At 71.2% G+C, this 15,540-nt stretch carries 10 protein-coding genes; 5 read left to right on the forward strand and 5 right to left on the reverse strand.

Going from position 1 to position 15,540, the window contains the following annotated elements; all coding sequences use genetic code 11:
* Positions 1-30: 30 nt before the first annotated feature.
* Genes DI269_RS06700 through DI269_RS06715 form a run of 4 tightly spaced genes read left to right on the forward strand, consistent with a single transcriptional unit; the run spans position 31 to position 5,701 of the window.
* Positions 31-918: a carbohydrate ABC transporter permease gene (locus DI269_RS06700; RefSeq protein ID WP_112134328.1), complete on the forward strand. Its 888-nt coding sequence runs from the start codon at positions 31-33 to the stop codon at positions 916-918.
* Positions 915-1,841 (forward strand): carbohydrate ABC transporter permease, encoded by a 927-nt coding sequence (locus DI269_RS06705; protein ID WP_112134329.1) that lies wholly within the window; start codon positions 915-917, stop codon positions 1,839-1,841. The genes DI269_RS06700 and DI269_RS06705 overlap by 4 nt, the downstream gene beginning before the upstream one ends.
* Positions 1,841-4,450, forward strand: coding sequence for a beta-galactosidase (locus DI269_RS06710; RefSeq protein WP_112134330.1), 2,610 nt, complete (start codon positions 1,841-1,843; stop codon positions 4,448-4,450). The genes DI269_RS06705 and DI269_RS06710 overlap by 1 nt, the downstream gene beginning before the upstream one ends.
* 24 nt (positions 4,451-4,474) lie before the next feature.
* Positions 4,475-5,701, forward strand: coding sequence for an ROK family transcriptional regulator (locus DI269_RS06715; RefSeq protein ID WP_112134331.1), 1,227 nt, complete (start codon positions 4,475-4,477; stop codon positions 5,699-5,701).
* Here DI269_RS06715 and DI269_RS06720 read toward each other — a convergent pair.
* From DI269_RS06720 to DI269_RS06740, 5 genes are all read right to left on the reverse strand, one after another.
* Entirely contained in the window at positions 5,698-6,390 is a 693-nt protein-coding gene (locus DI269_RS06720) for a haloacid dehalogenase type II (protein ID WP_112134332.1), read from the reverse strand. The genes DI269_RS06715 and DI269_RS06720 overlap by 4 nt on opposite strands.
* Positions 6,387-7,457, reverse strand: coding sequence for a LacI family DNA-binding transcriptional regulator (locus DI269_RS06725; RefSeq protein WP_112134333.1), 1,071 nt, complete (start codon positions 7,455-7,457; stop codon positions 6,387-6,389). The genes DI269_RS06720 and DI269_RS06725 overlap by 4 nt, the downstream gene beginning before the upstream one ends.
* Before the next feature lie 125 nt (positions 7,458-7,582).
* Complete coding sequence (locus DI269_RS06730) at positions 7,583-8,869, reverse strand: ABC transporter substrate-binding protein (RefSeq protein WP_112134334.1); 1,287 nt, start codon at positions 8,867-8,869, stop codon at positions 7,583-7,585.
* Between the two features lie 111 nt (positions 8,870-8,980).
* Complete coding sequence (locus DI269_RS06735; RefSeq protein ID WP_157974799.1) at positions 8,981-10,672, reverse strand: DUF2264 domain-containing protein; 1,692 nt, start codon at positions 10,670-10,672, stop codon at positions 8,981-8,983.
* A gap of 53 nt (positions 10,673-10,725) precedes the next feature.
* Positions 10,726-12,555: a rhamnogalacturonan lyase family protein gene (locus DI269_RS06740; RefSeq protein ID WP_157974800.1), complete on the reverse strand. Its 1,830-nt coding sequence runs from the start codon at positions 12,553-12,555 to the stop codon at positions 10,726-10,728.
* A 178-nt stretch (positions 12,556-12,733) separates the two neighbouring features.
* Here DI269_RS06740 and DI269_RS06745 point away from each other — a divergent pair, with 178 nt between their 5' ends.
* Positions 12,734-15,502, forward strand: a complete 2,769-nt coding sequence (locus tag DI269_RS06745; RefSeq protein WP_112134336.1) for an exo-rhamnogalacturonan lyase family protein — start codon at positions 12,734-12,736, stop codon at positions 15,500-15,502.
* Positions 15,503-15,540 lie beyond the last annotated feature (38 nt).

Genomic DNA, 15,540 nt, shown 5'->3' on the forward strand with positions numbered 1-15,540 from the left:
AGTGCGCGCCGCGCCGGGAGGCGCCGCAAAATGTCGTCGCGCAGCAGGAAAGAAGCCTTCTACTTCTGGCTCTTCATCTCGCCGTGGCTGATCGGCTTCGTCGGGTTCCTGCTGGGCCCGATGATCGCCTCCGTGTACATCTCCTTCACCGAGTGGGACTCGTTCACGCCCCCCGAGTGGGTGGGCCTGGACAACTACGCCAAGGCGCTCACCGAGGACCCCGTGTTCTGGAAGGCCCTGGGCAACACGTTCTACTACGCGCTGATCTCGGTCCCGCTGGGCCTGGTCATCGGCGTGTGGCTGGCGAACCTGCTGAACAAGAAGGTCCGGGGCCGCAAGCTGTTCCGCACGTTCATCTACCTGCCGACGCTGGTGCCGCTCGTGGCGACGGCGATGGTCTTCAAGATGGTGCTGGCGCCCTCGGGCCCGCTGAACGACCTGCTCGGGTGGTTCGGCATCGACGGCCCGAACTGGCTGCTCGACCCGACCTGGGTCAAGCCCGCGCTCATCGTGCTGTCGGCGTGGGGCGCCGGCGGGGCCACCGTGCTCCTGCTGTCGGCCATGAACGGCATCCCGCGCGAGCTGTACGAGGCCGCCGAGATCGACGGCGCCAACTCGTGGCGCCAGTTCTGGTCGGTCACGTTCCCGCAGATCACCCCGGTGATCTTCTTCAACCTGATCATGGGCCTCATCGGCTCGTTCCAGATCTTCTCGCAGGTGTACATCCTCACCGCCGGCGGTCCGGACAACGCCAGCCAGATGATGGTGCCGCTGCTGTTCCGCGAGGCGTTCTCGTTCTACCACTTCGGATACGCGTCGGCCGTCGCCTGGCTGCTGTTCCTGGTGATCCTGGCGTTCACGCTCATCGCGTTCCGCTGGTCCCGCAGCTGGGTCTTCTACGAGCAGGAGGTCAAATGACCGGTCTCGCCTCGCAGGCCCCGGCCCACGCCGGCGCCGAGCGCAAACGAAAGAAGGAGCGCGAACCGCGCCTCCTGGCGGTCTTCAAGGCCTCCCCCGCGACCTACGCGGTGCTGCTGGTCGTCTCGGCGATCTTCTTCGTGCCGTTCATCCTCATGGTCTCGATCTCGCTCTCCAGCGACCTGACCAGCTCGCAGAACGCGTTCACGGTCATCCCGTCCGAGTTCGAGTGGCGCAACTTCACCGAGGTGTTCACCGCGACCGGCCTGCCGGTCGGGCGCTTCGTCCTCAACTCGGTCCTCATCGCCACGCTCTCGGCGGTCGGCCAGGTGCTCTCGTCCTCGCTCGTCGGCTACGCGTTCGCGCGGCTGCGGGCCCCGGGCAAGGGCGTCATGTTCATCATCGTGCTCGCCACCATGATGATCCCCGCGCAGATCACGATGATCCCGCAGTTCCTGCTGTTCAAGGAGCTCGGCTGGGTCAACACGTACCTGCCGCTGATCATCCCGAACTTCTTCACCAACGCGTTCAACGTGTTCCTGGTGCGGCAGTTCGTCTCCCGCATCTCCGGGGAGCTCGACGAGGCGGCCCAGATGGACGGCCTCGGCTACTTCGGGATCTACCGCAAGATCATCCTGCCGATGATGTGGCCGATCCTCACGGCCATCGCGATCTTCACGCTCACCCACGCGTGGGGCGACTTCATGGGCCCGCTCATCTACCTCAACTCCGAGGAGTCGATGCCGCTGGCGCTCGGCCTCCAGTACATGACGGGGACGAGCAACGAGATGCAGCTGCCGCCGTGGAACCTGGTCATGGTCGGGTCGATCATATTGACCCTGCCGATGATCGCGATCTACTACATCGGCCAGAAGTACCTCTACGAGATGAACCTCCAAGGCGGAAGCGCGGGAGTCAAGTAATGACCGATCTGTCCACGTCGGGCGTCGTGAACAGCACCGTCGAGCTCCGCCCCACCGGGCTGGTGCTCGACGGCCGCGAGGAGGCCCTGCTCTGCGCGTCGCTGTTCTACTTCCGGCTCCCCAGGGAGACCTGGGAGGCGCGGCTCGCGCAGGTCCGCGCCACCGGCTACCGCGCGATCGACGTCTACCTGCCGTGGAACTTCCACGAGACCGCCCCCGGCGTGTGGGACTTCGCCGGGCGGCGCGACGTCGGGGCGTTCCTCGACCTCGCGCACGAGGCCGGCCTCGCCGTCATCGCGCGGCCCGGCCCGTACATCTGCTCCGAATGGGACGGCGGCGCGCTGCCGGCGTGGCTGGGCCTCGACGAGGACCTGCGCCTGCGCCAGGCCGAGCCGAAGTTCCTGGAGCAGGTGCGCGGCTGGTTCGACCGGGCGATGCCGCTGCTGGCCGAGCGCCAGTGGGGCCGCGGGGGCGCGGTCGTGGCGGTCCAGCTGGAGAACGAGCTCGACTTCTTCGACACCGCCGACCGGCACGCCTACATCAGTGCGCTGCGGGACATGGCTACCGGGCACGGCATCGAGGTGCCGCTCATCGCCTGCGCCGGCCAGGGCGACCTGGTCGGCGCCAACGGCGACGTCGAGGGCGTGGCCCCCGCGTTCAACTTCTACCCCGACGACCGCTCGCCGTTCGTCGAGGCCGAAGTGCGCCGGTACGCCGACCTCGTCGCCTCCCGCGGCCTGCCGCTGCTGGTCACCGAGACCAACCGCACCCACGCCACGCTCCGCCGCCTCATGGTCAGCGGCGCGACCCTGATCGCGCCGTACCTCCAGGCGTCGGGGTACGACTTCGGGTACACGCCCTCGGTCGGCAACTGGGGCGACCCGGGCGGGTTCATGACCCACGACTACGACTTCGGCGGCTACCTCTCCCCCGTGGGCGAGGCGCGGCCCGAGACCGCCGAGGCCCGCGTGCTCACCGCGTTCGCGCGCACGCTCGGTCCCGCGCTCGCCAAGGCCCGCACCACCGAAGCCGAAGGCGTGCAGTCGGTCTCGGTGACGACCAGCTCGTCGCCGTCGCGGCTCGTCCTCGACGGCGGCGGCACGGTCACCGGCATCCCGAACCTGTCCGAGGAGACCGGCTTCGCCACGATCGGCACCGCCGGCATCGGCGAGGTCGTGGTCGCGCTCGCGCCGCGCTCGACCGCGTTGATCCTCCAGGAGCTGCCGCTGGCGGGCTTCGGCCTGCCGGGCGTGCTCCGCTTCGCCTCCGCCGACCTGGTCGGCGCGGACGAGACCGGACTCCGGTTCGCCTCGCGCGTGGCGTCTTCTGTCGGCCTGTCGGCCGACGGCGAGACCTCCGTGGTCGCCGAGCTCGGCGCGCCCGAACCGGGCAAGCCGGTGCAGTACACGGTCCGGTTCGGTGCGGTGCAGTGGGAAGTCGTCGTCCTCCACCCCGAGGACGTCGCCGACCCCGACGGCGCCAAGGCCGAGCTCACCGGCCCCGCAGACGAACCCGTGAGGATCACCGCCGCGAGCAGGCTCCTGCTGGCGACGCGCTCAGGCGAGACGGTCATGTTCGACACGCCGCCGGCCTCCGAGGCCGTCGGCGTCTACCGCGGGCGCACGCACTACGCGACCGCGCTCAACAACGTGGCGGAAGTGCTCATCGAGGGCGCGGCCGACATCGTCGACCTCGCCCTCGACGGGGAGGCCCTGCCGACCCGGGTCGTCTACGGCGCCACGTTCACCGTGCCGACCGCGGGCACGACCGGGTTCGCCGCCACGGCCGAGACGTGGGGGCACGCCAACTTCGACGACGCCCGCCTGCCGGGCCTCGCGCTCGGGTCGCTGCGCGGCCTCGGCCGGGTCTGGTCGGTCGAGGCCCGCGAAGACGTCCATGCACTGTGGACCGTCGATGGCGGCTCGCAGTGGGCCGGGGACCCCGCACCCGTGCGGTCCCTCGGCGGCTGGAGCAGCACCCGCATCGGGCGACCGGCGACCTACCGCCGCGCACTCCCGGTCGACGGCGTCTCCCACTACGCCTTCCACATCGACGGACTCACGCTGCCCGTCGAAGTGAGCGTGGACGGCGAGGCCCGCATCCTCAGCCCGAACGACCCGTGGGTGCACCTGAACCCCGGCCAGGGCCGCGACTTCGCGGTCACCGCGATCCACTGGCCCGGCTCGGGCGGCGGCGCCGTCGAACTGCTCCGCCTCGCACCCGTCGGGGACTGGCAGGTCCAGGCCCAGCCGGACACCGCGATCATCGCGCTGGCCGGGCAGGACGCCTCCCGCACCACCGGAATCGAACTGCCGCTGGAGGTCTGGCCCTGGGACGAGGTCTGGCTCGACGTGGCCGTCCCCGCCGGGGGGCAGTCGCTGCGGTTCAAGGGCGAGCAGGTCCGCGTGAGCGCCTTCGCAGGCGGTGAGCTCCTCGGAAGGGTGTGGCTCGACGACCCGCACCGGCCGCGGTTCACCGGCGGCGATCCCGCTCGACTGTGGATTCCCGCCGCGTGGAACTCCGGTACCGTCAGGTTGCTGGTCCGCGGCACGGCGGGAGGCGCGAAGCCGCGCCTCACGGCCGTGACCGCAACCGCCGCACCGGAGTAGACCGCACAGCCCCCAGGAGTACCGATGGCCCCCACCAGGCGCACCTCGCGAGACATACGCAGCGAATCGCGGCTCGACGTGCTGCACGCGCTGCTCGCCGCGGGCGAGACGACCCGCAACGAGCTCGCGCGCACCACGGGCCTGAGCACCGCGACCGTCGCCACGGTGGTAAGCGACCTGCTCACGGGCGGGATCGTCACCGAGGCGCGCGTGGCCTCCGGACGCGTCGGACGGCCCACGACACTCCTGCGGCTCAACCAGGATCGCGGCCGCATCGTCGGCGTCGACGTCGCGGAGACCTACATCAGGGCGGTCGTCTTCGACGCCGCCCTCGATGAGGTCGCCTCCGCCGAGGTCGCCGCCGACGAGCGGCACGACGAGACCGAAGAGGTCGTCGACGGCGTCGCGCGCGCCGTCGACGCCGCACTCCTGCGGGCCGGCACGCTGCGCGGCGACGTGCTCGGCGTCGGCATCTCGCTCCCCGGCTCCATGCAGCGCTGGGGCGGGGCTGCGCCGGTCATGCCGAACGCGACCTGGCGCCACGTCGACCGCCTCCGCGAACGCCTCGACCTGCCGATCGTGATCGACAACCCGCTCAAGGCGATCGCCACCGCGGAACTGTGGTTCGGCCAGGGCCGCAGGCACTCCAGCACCATCACCGTGAACCTCGGCACCGGCGTCGGCGCCGGGATCATCCTCAACGGCGCGATCCTGCGCGGCGCCACGAACTTCGCCGGCGAATGGGGCCACAGCCTCCTCGCCCTCGACGGCCGCCCCTGCCGGTGCGGGCGCAACGGCTGCGTCGAGGCGTACATCGGGGCGCTCGGCATCCAGCAGACCCTGGCGGCGATTGCCCCGACGCACCCGCTCGCCTCGGTCCCCTTGCAGCGGGACTTCATCGGGGCCCTCGCCTCGGCGCTGGAGCCGCCCGCGCCGGACCCGGCCGTCACCGAGACGATCCAGCGGACCGCCCGCTACCTCGGGGCCGCGCTCGCCGACCTCGTCGCGATCGTCAACCCCGAGACCATCACGCTGACAGGCTGGACCGTGTGGGCGCTGGGCGACCACCTCGTGCCCGCGGTGCGCCGCAGCGTGGTCGAGGAGGCCCCGGGCGACTCGGCCGCCGACCTGGAGGTCGAGGTGTCCACAGTGCGCGGCAACTCGGTCGCCACCGGGATCGCCACGATCGCCTTGGAGCGCTTCCTCAGCGACGTCGGCCTCGTCACGACCAGGGTCCCCACCGCTCTCTAACCCGCTTCGAGGGCCTCGGCGAGTTCGCCGAGGCTTTCGACGTGCCAGTCGAAGGTGTCGGTGTCCTTCGGCGGGTCGCCGACCGGGCGGTGGACGTACGCGGTGCGCATCCCGATCGCCTGGGCCCCACGGAGGTCCCACGCGTGCGCGGCGACCATGAGCAGCCGCTCGGGCGGACGGCCGACCGCCGTGACGGCGAGCTTGTAGACCTCGGGCGCGGGCTTGTACGTCTGCGCGTCCTCGGCCGAGAGCGCCTGGTGCCAGCGCAGGCCGGCGTTCGCGGTGAGGTGGAGGAGCGAGGCCCGGTTCGCGTTCGACAGCGCCAGGACGGGGAAGCGGCGCGCGAGGCGCTCCAGTCCCGCGGCGGAGTCGTCCCAGGCGGGGTGGCGGCGGCCCGCTCCGGCGAGGCGGTCGAGGACGGCCGCATCGGTGATCCCGGCGTGCGCGGCGACCGCTTCGGCGGCTTCGCGGTCGAGGGCGTCGGCGGTGGCGAAGGGCCGGTCGCCCTTGACGATGCGGTCCTGTTCGCGTTCGATGTGCCGCTGCCACAGGGCAAGCAGTTCGCCGGTGTCGGCGGCGGGCGCGGCCTCGCGGAGGGCCTCGGTGAGGCCGCGGGGTTCGTCGACCATGGTGCCGAGGACGTCGAAGACGATCGTCTCGATGGGGAGGGCGCTGCTGGGTTCGCTCATGCGGCAACGATAGGGCGGACCGAGCCGCGCAGGACGAGGTGGGCGCCGAGCGTGGTGTGCGGGGGCGGGCCGCCGTTGCGGGCGTGTTCGAGGGCGAGGCGCACGGAGGTGCGGCCGAGCTCCTCGTGGGGCTGGTAGACGGTGGTGAGGTCGATGTCGGCGGCGGGCGGGAGGTCGTCGAAGCCGACGAGGGAGACGTCCCCGGGGATGCTCAGGCCGGATTCGAGGAGGGCCTGGCGGGCGCCGGCGGCGATCTGGTCGTTGGCGGCGAACGCGGCGGTGAAGTCGGGCGGCCCGGCGTCGAGGCGGGCGCGCATCATCCGGTAGCCCTCGAAGCGCTCGAAGGTGCCGTCGACTTCGAGGGCGGGGTCGGGGGCGACGCCGTGGGCGGCGAGGGCGTTGCGGTAGCCCGCCAGGCGCGCGTCGGGCGTGGTGTAGCCGGGGCGGCGGCCGAGGAACAGGATGCGCTTGTGGCCGTTGGAGAGCAGGTGGCTGGTGGCGGCGAAGGCGCCGCCGGTGTTGTCGTACTCGACGACGACGGCGGGCGCGTCGGGGCCGAGCGGGGGCCGCCCGCACAGGACGAGGCGGGAGCCGATGGCGGCCAGCGCGTGCGCGTAGCGGCTCATGCGGGCCCTGTACTCGTCGTCGGCGTTGACGTTGCCGACGAGGATGACGGCCTCGGGGTGCTGCTCGCGCATGAACTGGACCATGGCGAGTTCGCGTTCGGCGTCGCCGCCGGTGGTGCCGATCTGGCACAGGCGCCCGTCCTCGGCGGCCTGGGTCTGGACGCCTTGGGCGACATGGGCGTAGTGCGGGGAGATCACCGAGTTGACGATGATGGCGATGCTCTTGCGGGTGGTGCCCTGGAGGGCGCGGGCGTGGTGGTTGGCGACGTAGTCGAGTTCCTCGACGGCCTTCATGACCTTGGCGCGGGTGGCGGGGGCGGCGGGGTAGGTGCCCGAGAGGATGCGCGAGACCGTGGCGACGGAGACGCCGGCGCGCTCGGCGACTTCGCGGATGGTGGTGCTGCGCTTGCCGTCGCCGGTGGTGCTTCCTTTGCGCGCCAAGCTGTCCGCCTTAGTTTCAGAGTTTCCGGAAACGGTTTCTGAAACAATGATTCACCGTCGGTTCGGGCGTGTCAAGTCCGGGGCGGGGGCCGACCCCTCAGGCGGCCCCCGCCCCTCGGGGGCGGCTATTGCTCGCTGGCGAAGAGCGTCTCGGCTTCGGTGAAGAAGAGGTCGGCGGCCTCGGCGGCGGTCATGGTCGCGTACTGGACCTGCTGGTAGATCTCGGTGAACTTGGCTTCGATGGCGCCGGCGGCCGCGGGCGGGACGACGGGGGCGGCGGCGAGGTGCGGCTCGACGGTGGCCTCGTAGGCCATGACGGCCTGGGAGGCGGCGTCGAGTTCGACGTTGTCGAGGGCGGTCTTGGTGGAGGGGATGCCGCGGTTGGTGCCGAGGATCTTGGCGGCCTCGGGGTCGCCGAGGAGGAACTCGATGAGCTTGGCGGCGGCTTCGGCCTGCTCGGAGTTCGCGGCGATGACGTACTGCATGGAAGGCCGCAGGTGGAGTGCGAGGTTGGCGGGGTCGGCGGTGGGGGGCGCGATGATGTCGAGGGTGCCGCCGTTGTCGGTGATGGTGGTCCAGTAGCCGTTGACGGCGGTGTCCCAGCGCAGTTCGGTGGCGATGGTGCCGGCGGCGACGCCGGGGGCGTTCTCGGCGGCGGTCTCCTCCGGGGAGGGGACGGAGCCGTCCTCCTGGAGCGGGGCGGCGAGGGTCCACCACTCGACGAGCTGCTCCTTGGTGAAGTTCAGGCTCGCGGCGTCGTCGGAGTAGAAGCTGCTCCCCTGCTGGCGCAGCCACAGTTCGGCGAGGAGGTAGGAGCTGGTCCAGTCGCCGCCGCCCCAGCGGCCGTCGCCGAGGGCGGCGGTGAGGGAGCGGACGAGTTCGGCGTACTCGGTCCAGGAGTAGCCGGTTTCGGGGACGGCAATGCCGTACTCGGCGAACCAGTCCGGGCGGTAGATGAGGCCGAAGACGTTGCTGCCGACGGGGACGGCGATGAGCTTTCCGTCGAGTTTCGCGGTGTCGAGGACGCCGTCGCGGAAGTCGGCGGTGTCGACGAGGCCGTCGAGGGGCAGGAGCATCCCGGTGCCGCCGAACTGGCGCAGGCGCGGGTAGTCCATCTGGAAGACGTCGGGGAGGTCGCGGGAGGCCATGCGGCCGGTGAGGCTCTCCCAGTAGGCGGGGTAGTCGGCGAAGTTGGCCTTGACCTTGATGCCTTCGTTGTGCTGCATGAAGAGGTCGACGGCCTGCTGGGTGACCTCGGCGCGCGCTTCGTCGCCCCACCACTCGAAGCTGATCTCGATCGGGTCGTCGGCGGTCCCGGCGGGGCCGTCGTCGCCGCAGGCCGCGGTGGCGGCGAGGGCGGCGGTAGCGGTGGCGCCGGTGAGGAGGGTGCGGCGGCGGACGGGGTGGCTCATCTTTGAACTCCTTCGTGAGGGGATGGGGTCGTCTTGAGTAGGGGTTAAATCGTTTTAACTTCGGCTGCGGTCACCTTAGATCGCGGTTTCCAAGCCTGTCAAGCGGGTCGGTCACTCCCTTCCGGCGTAGAACCGGGCCCGGTAGACGTGGCGGCCGGGTTCGAGCACGCCGGTGAGGACCGGCAGGACCGTTGCGGGCCAGTACATGTGGGTGCCGGGCATGGGCCAGACGAGGCGGGCCTCGCGGTTCCCGGCGTCGTCGAGGGCCTCGGAGCGGATGCCGCGGGAGACGACCGCGACGCGGTCGTTCGCCACGGCCGCTTCATGGCCGTCGCGGGGCACGCACCAGCCGCCCTCTCCCGTGTGGAGGGTGCGGGCGGTGTCGACGACGTGGGTGCGGGTGTGCCAGCCGTCTTCGGAGGCATGGAGTTCGGAGGTGACGGTGACGTCCTCCCAAGGGCGCCACACCACGGTGAGTCGGCCGCTCCAGTCGATCGCGCAGGACTCGGCGTCCTCGCGGCCCCGCCAGTGGACGCCGTCCTCGGAGAGCACGAGCGTCCCGTCCGGGGCGGCGGCTTCGAGGCCGGGGCCGTCGACGGCGTGGGAGAACCCGGTCAGCGAGGAGTAGGCGAGGCGGGCGTAGGTGTCCTTGCCGCCGCGCATCTTCGACCGCCAGGACTGGCCGTTGAGGCGGGTGACATTGCCGCCCGAGTCGCGGACGTGGACGGCCGCGGCGGCCGGGTTCGCGTCGGTCCCCGGCTCCGGGACGGCGGGTTCTTCTAGCCAGTAGGGGTGGTCGGCCGGGGCGAGGAGTCCGGTGAACAGCTTCGCGGCCCACCAGGGCGATCCGGCGGTGAGGTACTGCTCGACCAGGGCGTCGTTGGGGTAGCCGTAACCCACCGTGAGGCGGTGGTCGGGGGTGAGGATCGGCTTGTCCCACCACCACTGGAGCAGGCGGCGGCTGAACCCGGCGGCCTCGGCCCACGGGACGGCCTCGACGTCGGCGGCCGCCAGAGCGCCCCACAGGGACCCTTGGGCGAAGCGGTAGCCCATGCTGCGCCCGTAGGGGACGGCCGCGCCGTCGGCGGCGAACCAGGACCGGAAGGTGCGGGCGAAGTCGGCGGCGGGTTCGACGAAGCGGTCGTCGCCGCAGGCGCGGTAGTGCAGGAGCGCGTAGGTGTGGAACGCGAACGGGTTGTAGTAGTCCACGCGCCCTTGGGGTCCGTCTTTGAAGACGCCGCCGCCGAGGTGGAACTCGCCGATGCGGTCGAGGTGGGCCGCGGCGATGGAGGGGTCGCGGTGGGCGCCGACGGCGTCGAGGCCGTGGCCGACGAAGACGGGGAACCAGTGCCAGTTGTTGTCGACCACTCCGGTCTTGTACGACTGGGAGAGCCAGGCGACGGCGTCGTCCTTCGCCTTGGGGCCGAATCGGTCCCACAGGAGTTCGGGGACGGTGGCGAGGGCCCAGGCGAGGGCGGCGGCCTCGACGCAGCGCTGGTCGGCGTCGCCGAAGTCGCCGGCGTACCAGTCGTCGGCGGGGTCCAGGGCGCGGGCGAGGGCGGCGGCGAGGGCGTCCCAGAGGTCCGCGGGGGCGGCGTCGCCGGCCGCGGCCAGGCCCCAGAGCGGGCGGGTGAGCAGTTCGAACCAGTTCTCGGCGTGGGTGTGGTTCGACATGGTCACCGGCATCGCGTCCGGTCCTTCGGCGGCGAGCGCGGTCGCAGGTCGTGCGAGGGCGGTCGCGGCCATCTGCCAGCCGGTGCGGGTCTGGTCGAGCGGGCCGAAGGCCCGCAAGGGAGTGGTCACAGGGTTCAGTCCAGGGGGTCGGGCGGGGCCGCCGGGGCGGCCCCGCGGCGGCGTCAGTAGGTGATCGGGGGTGCGGGCGGGGCGGTCATGCCCGCGCCGAGGAAGTAGTCGGTGTGGTGGGACTGCATGTAGCCCTTGGTGGTCATGCAGTTTCGGTACTCGGGGTTGTGCGCGAGCGTGTAGAGGCGGGTGGTGGTGGGCTTGTCGGTGGTGAAGACGATGAGCTGGTCGTAGGCGGCGTTGGTGTAGACGGCCTCCTCGCGCCAGTCGCCGAGGAGGTCGCCGACGAGGACGGGTCCGCCTTGGGCGGCCTTGACGGCGCCGTAGTTCGTGACGGTCTCGATGCGGGGCAGGCTGTTGGTGGGTGTGGGGTTGAGCGGGTCCCACTCTTCGAGCTTGCCGTCGTTGAGCAGTTCCATGGTCAGGTCGCCGTCCCACCACAGGCCCAGCTGCGGCCAGGGGCGCAGGGACGTGTTCGGTTCGGTGAGCTGGTTGGAGGCGGCGTTGTAGAGGCCGTCGAAGGACCAGACCTCCATGCCGGGATGGCGGGGGTCGACGTCGCCGGCCATGCCGCGGCCGACGTCGGCGGTGCCGGAGAGGACGTGCTTCCAGATGATCTGGCCGGTGGCGGCGTCGTAGTAGTACTCGCGCAGGCCGCTGGGGTTGACCTGCTGGACGCCGTAGCCCTCCAGGCCGGGATTGGCGGGGTCGAGGTCGGCGATGTGGAACCGGTCGCCGTGGATGATGCCCTGTCCGGCGAGGGAGTAGCGGAGGGTGCCGTTCCCGTTGAGGACGAACCCGATGTGGGCGACCTCGTCGGTGCCGTTGCCGTCGACGTCGACGATGCGGATGTTGTGGCCGTCGGGGGCGTCGGTGGCGCCGCGGTGCCAGACCCACTGCTGGGTGAGGTTCTGGCCCGACCAGGTCCAGGCGGCGATCATCATGTTGAAGTCGCCGCTGCCGATGCGGTTCTTCATGGAGGCGACCAGGTAGGGACGGGTGCCGTCGAGGTAGCCGACGCCGAACTGCATGGCCATGGGTCCGTCGGCGAGATAGGTCTGGGGGACGGCGGCGTAGTTGCGCAGGGCCCCGGTGCGGCCGTCGAGGATGCCGATCCACTGCCGGTTGTCGTCGGCGTGGGTCCAGGTCTGGCCGTCGCCGAAGACGACGCCGTCGGCGAACTTGAGGGCTACCTCGGCGAAGCCGTCACTGTTGAAGTCCTGGACGGTGACGCCGTCCCAGTGGCCGACGTCGACGGTGGCGGAGCCGGGCTCGATGTTGTCCTGGTTCGTGCTGTTGGGGCCCAGGTTGACCGACCACAGGAACTGGCCGGTGCCGGTGTAGGCCTCGATGGACTGCGGGGAGGTCTGGCGGTCGACGACGTAGTCGTACTCGCCGTCGCCGTTGAGGTCGCCGGTCCAGGTGAACTTGACGGGGCCGCCGGCGCGCAGGGGGATGCGGACGGCCGGTTCGTCGGCGTGGTTGGCGGTCAACGTGAACGCGGTGCTGGGGGCCTGCTCGGTGCCGCCGACGACAGGGGCGACGCGGTAGGCGTTGGACTGGGCGAGGTTCGCGGCGGTGTCGGTGTAGTTGGTGCCGCCGGTGAGGACCGCGGCGTTGAGCTTGGTCCAGGCGCCGCCGTTGGCGGAGCGGTAGAGGTTGAAGCCGATGCCGGCCGGGTCGAGGCCGAGGAGGCGCCAGCTGACGAACACGCTGGAGCCGTTGCGGACGGCGGCGACGCCGCGGCCGAGGTCCTCCATGGGGCGGACGGTCTGCTGGGCCCGGACGGGTTCCTCGGCGTGGGTGGTCGGGGCGCTCACCGCGAGCGCGGCGGCGGCTGCGAGCCCCACCGCGACCGCGGTGAGTCGCTTAAACGTTTTCATGATCGCTCCAAGTATGCCGGTGGATCGGGCGCGCCGCCAGACCTCGTCGCCGACTTTGGTGTCGGCCGTATGGGGCTCACCCTGGATCGCTTGACGATACATCGATGGGTAACTATATTGAACCCCCTGAGTTGAAACGATTTACATCCAAGCCCCTCATTCTCTCCTTGGAGGCTCCATGCCGACCCCTTCCCCCGCACCGGAACCGGCGGCCCGCACCGGGTTCAGCCGCCGCGGCGTGCTCGCCACGACCGCGGGCGTCGCCGCCGCGGCCGCGCTGTTCAAGCCCGCCCACGCCCAGACCGGCCCCGCCACCGACCCCGGCCCGGATTCGGTGCGGCTCAAGTGGCTCGAAGGCGCACCGGCCGAGTCCCCCGGCTCGACCTGGGGCGTCCCCTGGGGTCCCGGCCGCTTCGGCGAGGACCAGGCGTTCAAACTCACCGGCGCCGACGGATCGGCCGTCCCGGTCCAGACCTGGCCCCTCGCCTACTGGCCCGACGGGTCGCTGAAGTGGACCGCGCACGCCGTCGGGCCGGCCGCGACACAGGAGTCGTTCACCCTCGCAGCGGGCGAGGCCTCCTCCCCCGCGTTCCCGGTGTCGGTCACGAAGTCCCGCAACCACATCGACGTCTCCACCGGCGTCATCACCGCCCGCATCGGCAAGTCCGGGACCGACCTGATCAAGCACGTCAAGCGCGGCGACCGGACCATCGCGAGCGACGGCCACCTGGTCAACATCACCCAGGCCGAGGCCCCCGACACCGAGACCGGCTCGGTCACGCGCGAGCGCTACACCTCCGAGATCGACGAGGTCACCGTCGAGCAGGAGGGCCCGGTGCGCGCCGTGATCCGCATCGACGGCAACCACCGCAAGACCCGCGGCCGGGGCCGGTCCTGGCTGCCGTTCACCGTGCGCCTGTACTTCTACGCCGGCGGCGAGTCGTTCCGCATGGTGCACACGTTCGTCTACGACTCCGACGGCGACGACGCGTTCATCGCCGGGCTCGGCGTGCGCTTCAAGATTCCGCTCACCGACGCGATGTACGACCGGCACGTGCGCTTCGTCGGCGAGGGCCACGGCCAGTTGACCGAGGCCGTCAAGGGCATCACGGGTCTGCGGCGCGACCCCGGTGCGGCCGTGCGGGAGGCCCAGATCGCCGGGCGGGCGCTCCCCGACCCGTCCACGTGGGACCAGCGGGTCACCTCACGGCTCCAGTGGATCCCCGACTGGGGCGACTACTCGCTCACCCAGCTCACCAGCGAGGGCTACGCGGTCAAGAAGCGCACCAAGGAAGGCCACGGCTGGGTCCCGGTCGACCAGGGCCGCCGGGCCTCCGGGTTCGGGTACGTCGGCGGCGCCTCCGGCGGGTTCGCGTTCGGCCTCAAGGACTTCTGGCAGCGCCACCCCTCCGGGCTCGACGTCCGCGGCGCCTGCACCGACGAGGCGACGGTGACGGTGTGGATGTGGTCGCCCGAGGCCCAGCCGATGGACAACCGGTTCTACCACGACGGCCTCGGCCAGGACACCTACGCGAAGCAGCTCGACGCCCTGGAGATCACCTACGAGGACTGGGAGGCGGGCTTCGACACCCCGTACGGCGTCGCCCGCACTTCAGAGCTCTTGTTCTGGGCCCTGGAGGCGACACCTTCGGCCGAGCGGCTCGGGGCCATGGCCGACGCCGTGCGCGCCCAGCCGCAGGTCGTCGCCCCGCCCGAGCATTTGAGCGCGGTCGGCGCCTTCGGCGGGCTCGTCGGGCCCGTCGACCGCTCGCACCCGTTCCGCGAGTCCACCGAGGACCTCCTCGACGCGAACTTCGCGTACTACAGGAACGCGCAGGACCAACGGCACTGGTACGGGTTCTGGGACTACGGCGACGTCATGCACTCCCAGGACGGCGACCGCCGGGTGTGGCGCTACGACGTCGGTGGCTACGCGTGGGACAACTCCGAGTTCTCCACCGACCAGTGGCTGTGGCAGTACTACCTCCACACCGGCACCGCCGAGGCGTTCCGCTTCGCGGAGGCCATGACCCGCAAGACGACCGAGGTGAACACCTACCACCTCGGCGACTGGGCGGGCCTGGGAACGCGGCACGGCGTCATGCACTGGGGCGACTCGTCCAAGCAGGTGCGCATCTCGAACGCGAACTACTGGCGGTACTTCTACTACCTGACCGCCGACGAGCGCGTCGGCGGCATCCTGCGGTTCCTCCACGACTCGGAGAAGACCGCGTTGGTCCTCGACACCGGCCGCAAGATCCGCGACCCCGAGACCGACCCGTGGGTCCCCGACCCGACCGCGATCGACATCGGCTTCGGCACCAGCTGGGCGGCGCTGGCGGCCGCGTGGCTCACCGAGTGGGAGCGTCGCGGGCCCGAGTGGGAGTGGTGCCGCGACAAGGTCCTGGGCACGATGGAGACGATCGCGGCCCAGCCCAACGGGTTCGCGCAGGGCAGCGCGCCGTACAACATGGAGACCGGACGGTACGCGGTCGCCGAGACGCCCGTGGTCGAGCGCTCGAACCTCTCCAGCGGCTTCGGGCGCTTCGAGATCGTGGCCGAGCTGCTCCAGCAGGTCGACATGCCCGCGTTCGAGGCGGACTGGCTGCGCTACAGCCGGTTCTACACCGCGACCCGCGCCGAGCAGGAGGCCGAGTACGGCGGCCGCTTCGGCGACCTGTTCCTGTGGGCGTTCTGCCGCGGCAACGCCCAGGTGTACGCCCGCACCGGCGACGAGTCCCAGGCCCGCCACGCCTGGAAGGTGTTCCGCACCCAGGCCGAGTACTGGCAGGGGGACTCCGAGACGTGGCCGGCGTTCGAGCGGGTCGAGACGACCCTGAACCCGACCGACTGGTGGCCGCGCATGGCGACCAACGACGCCGCCCAGTGGGGCATGGCCGCGATCCAGAACCTCCACCTGATCGGCGACTTCGTCCCCGACGAGTAGGCGCGGCCCGGAACGCGGCCCGGCCCCAGGGCCGCGTT

It is taken from the genome of Glycomyces dulcitolivorans, from assembly GCF_003265355.1.
GTDB lineage: Bacteria > Actinomycetota > Actinomycetes > Mycobacteriales > Micromonosporaceae > Glycomyces > Glycomyces dulcitolivorans.

Coding starts and splice junctions, on each gene's coding strand:
- DI269_RS06710 (WP_112134330.1), top strand. CDS start 1,841: ATGACCGATCTGTCCACGTCGGGCGTCGTGAACAGCACCGTCGAGCTC.
- DI269_RS06740 (WP_157974800.1), bottom strand. CDS start 12,555: ATGAAAACGTTTAAGCGACTCACCGCGGTCGCGGTGGGGCTCGCAGCC.
- DI269_RS06715 (WP_112134331.1), top strand. CDS start 4,475: ATGGCCCCCACCAGGCGCACCTCGCGAGACATACGCAGCGAATCGCGG.
- DI269_RS06745 (WP_112134336.1), top strand. CDS start 12,734: ATGCCGACCCCTTCCCCCGCACCGGAACCGGCGGCCCGCACCGGGTTC.
- DI269_RS06730 (WP_112134334.1), bottom strand. CDS start 8,869: ATGAGCCACCCCGTCCGCCGCCGCACCCTCCTCACCGGCGCCACCGCT.
- DI269_RS06700 (WP_112134328.1), top strand. CDS start 31: ATGTCGTCGCGCAGCAGGAAAGAAGCCTTCTACTTCTGGCTCTTCATC.
- DI269_RS06705 (WP_112134329.1), top strand. CDS start 915: ATGACCGGTCTCGCCTCGCAGGCCCCGGCCCACGCCGGCGCCGAGCGC.
- DI269_RS06720 (WP_112134332.1), bottom strand. CDS start 6,390: ATGAGCGAACCCAGCAGCGCCCTCCCCATCGAGACGATCGTCTTCGAC.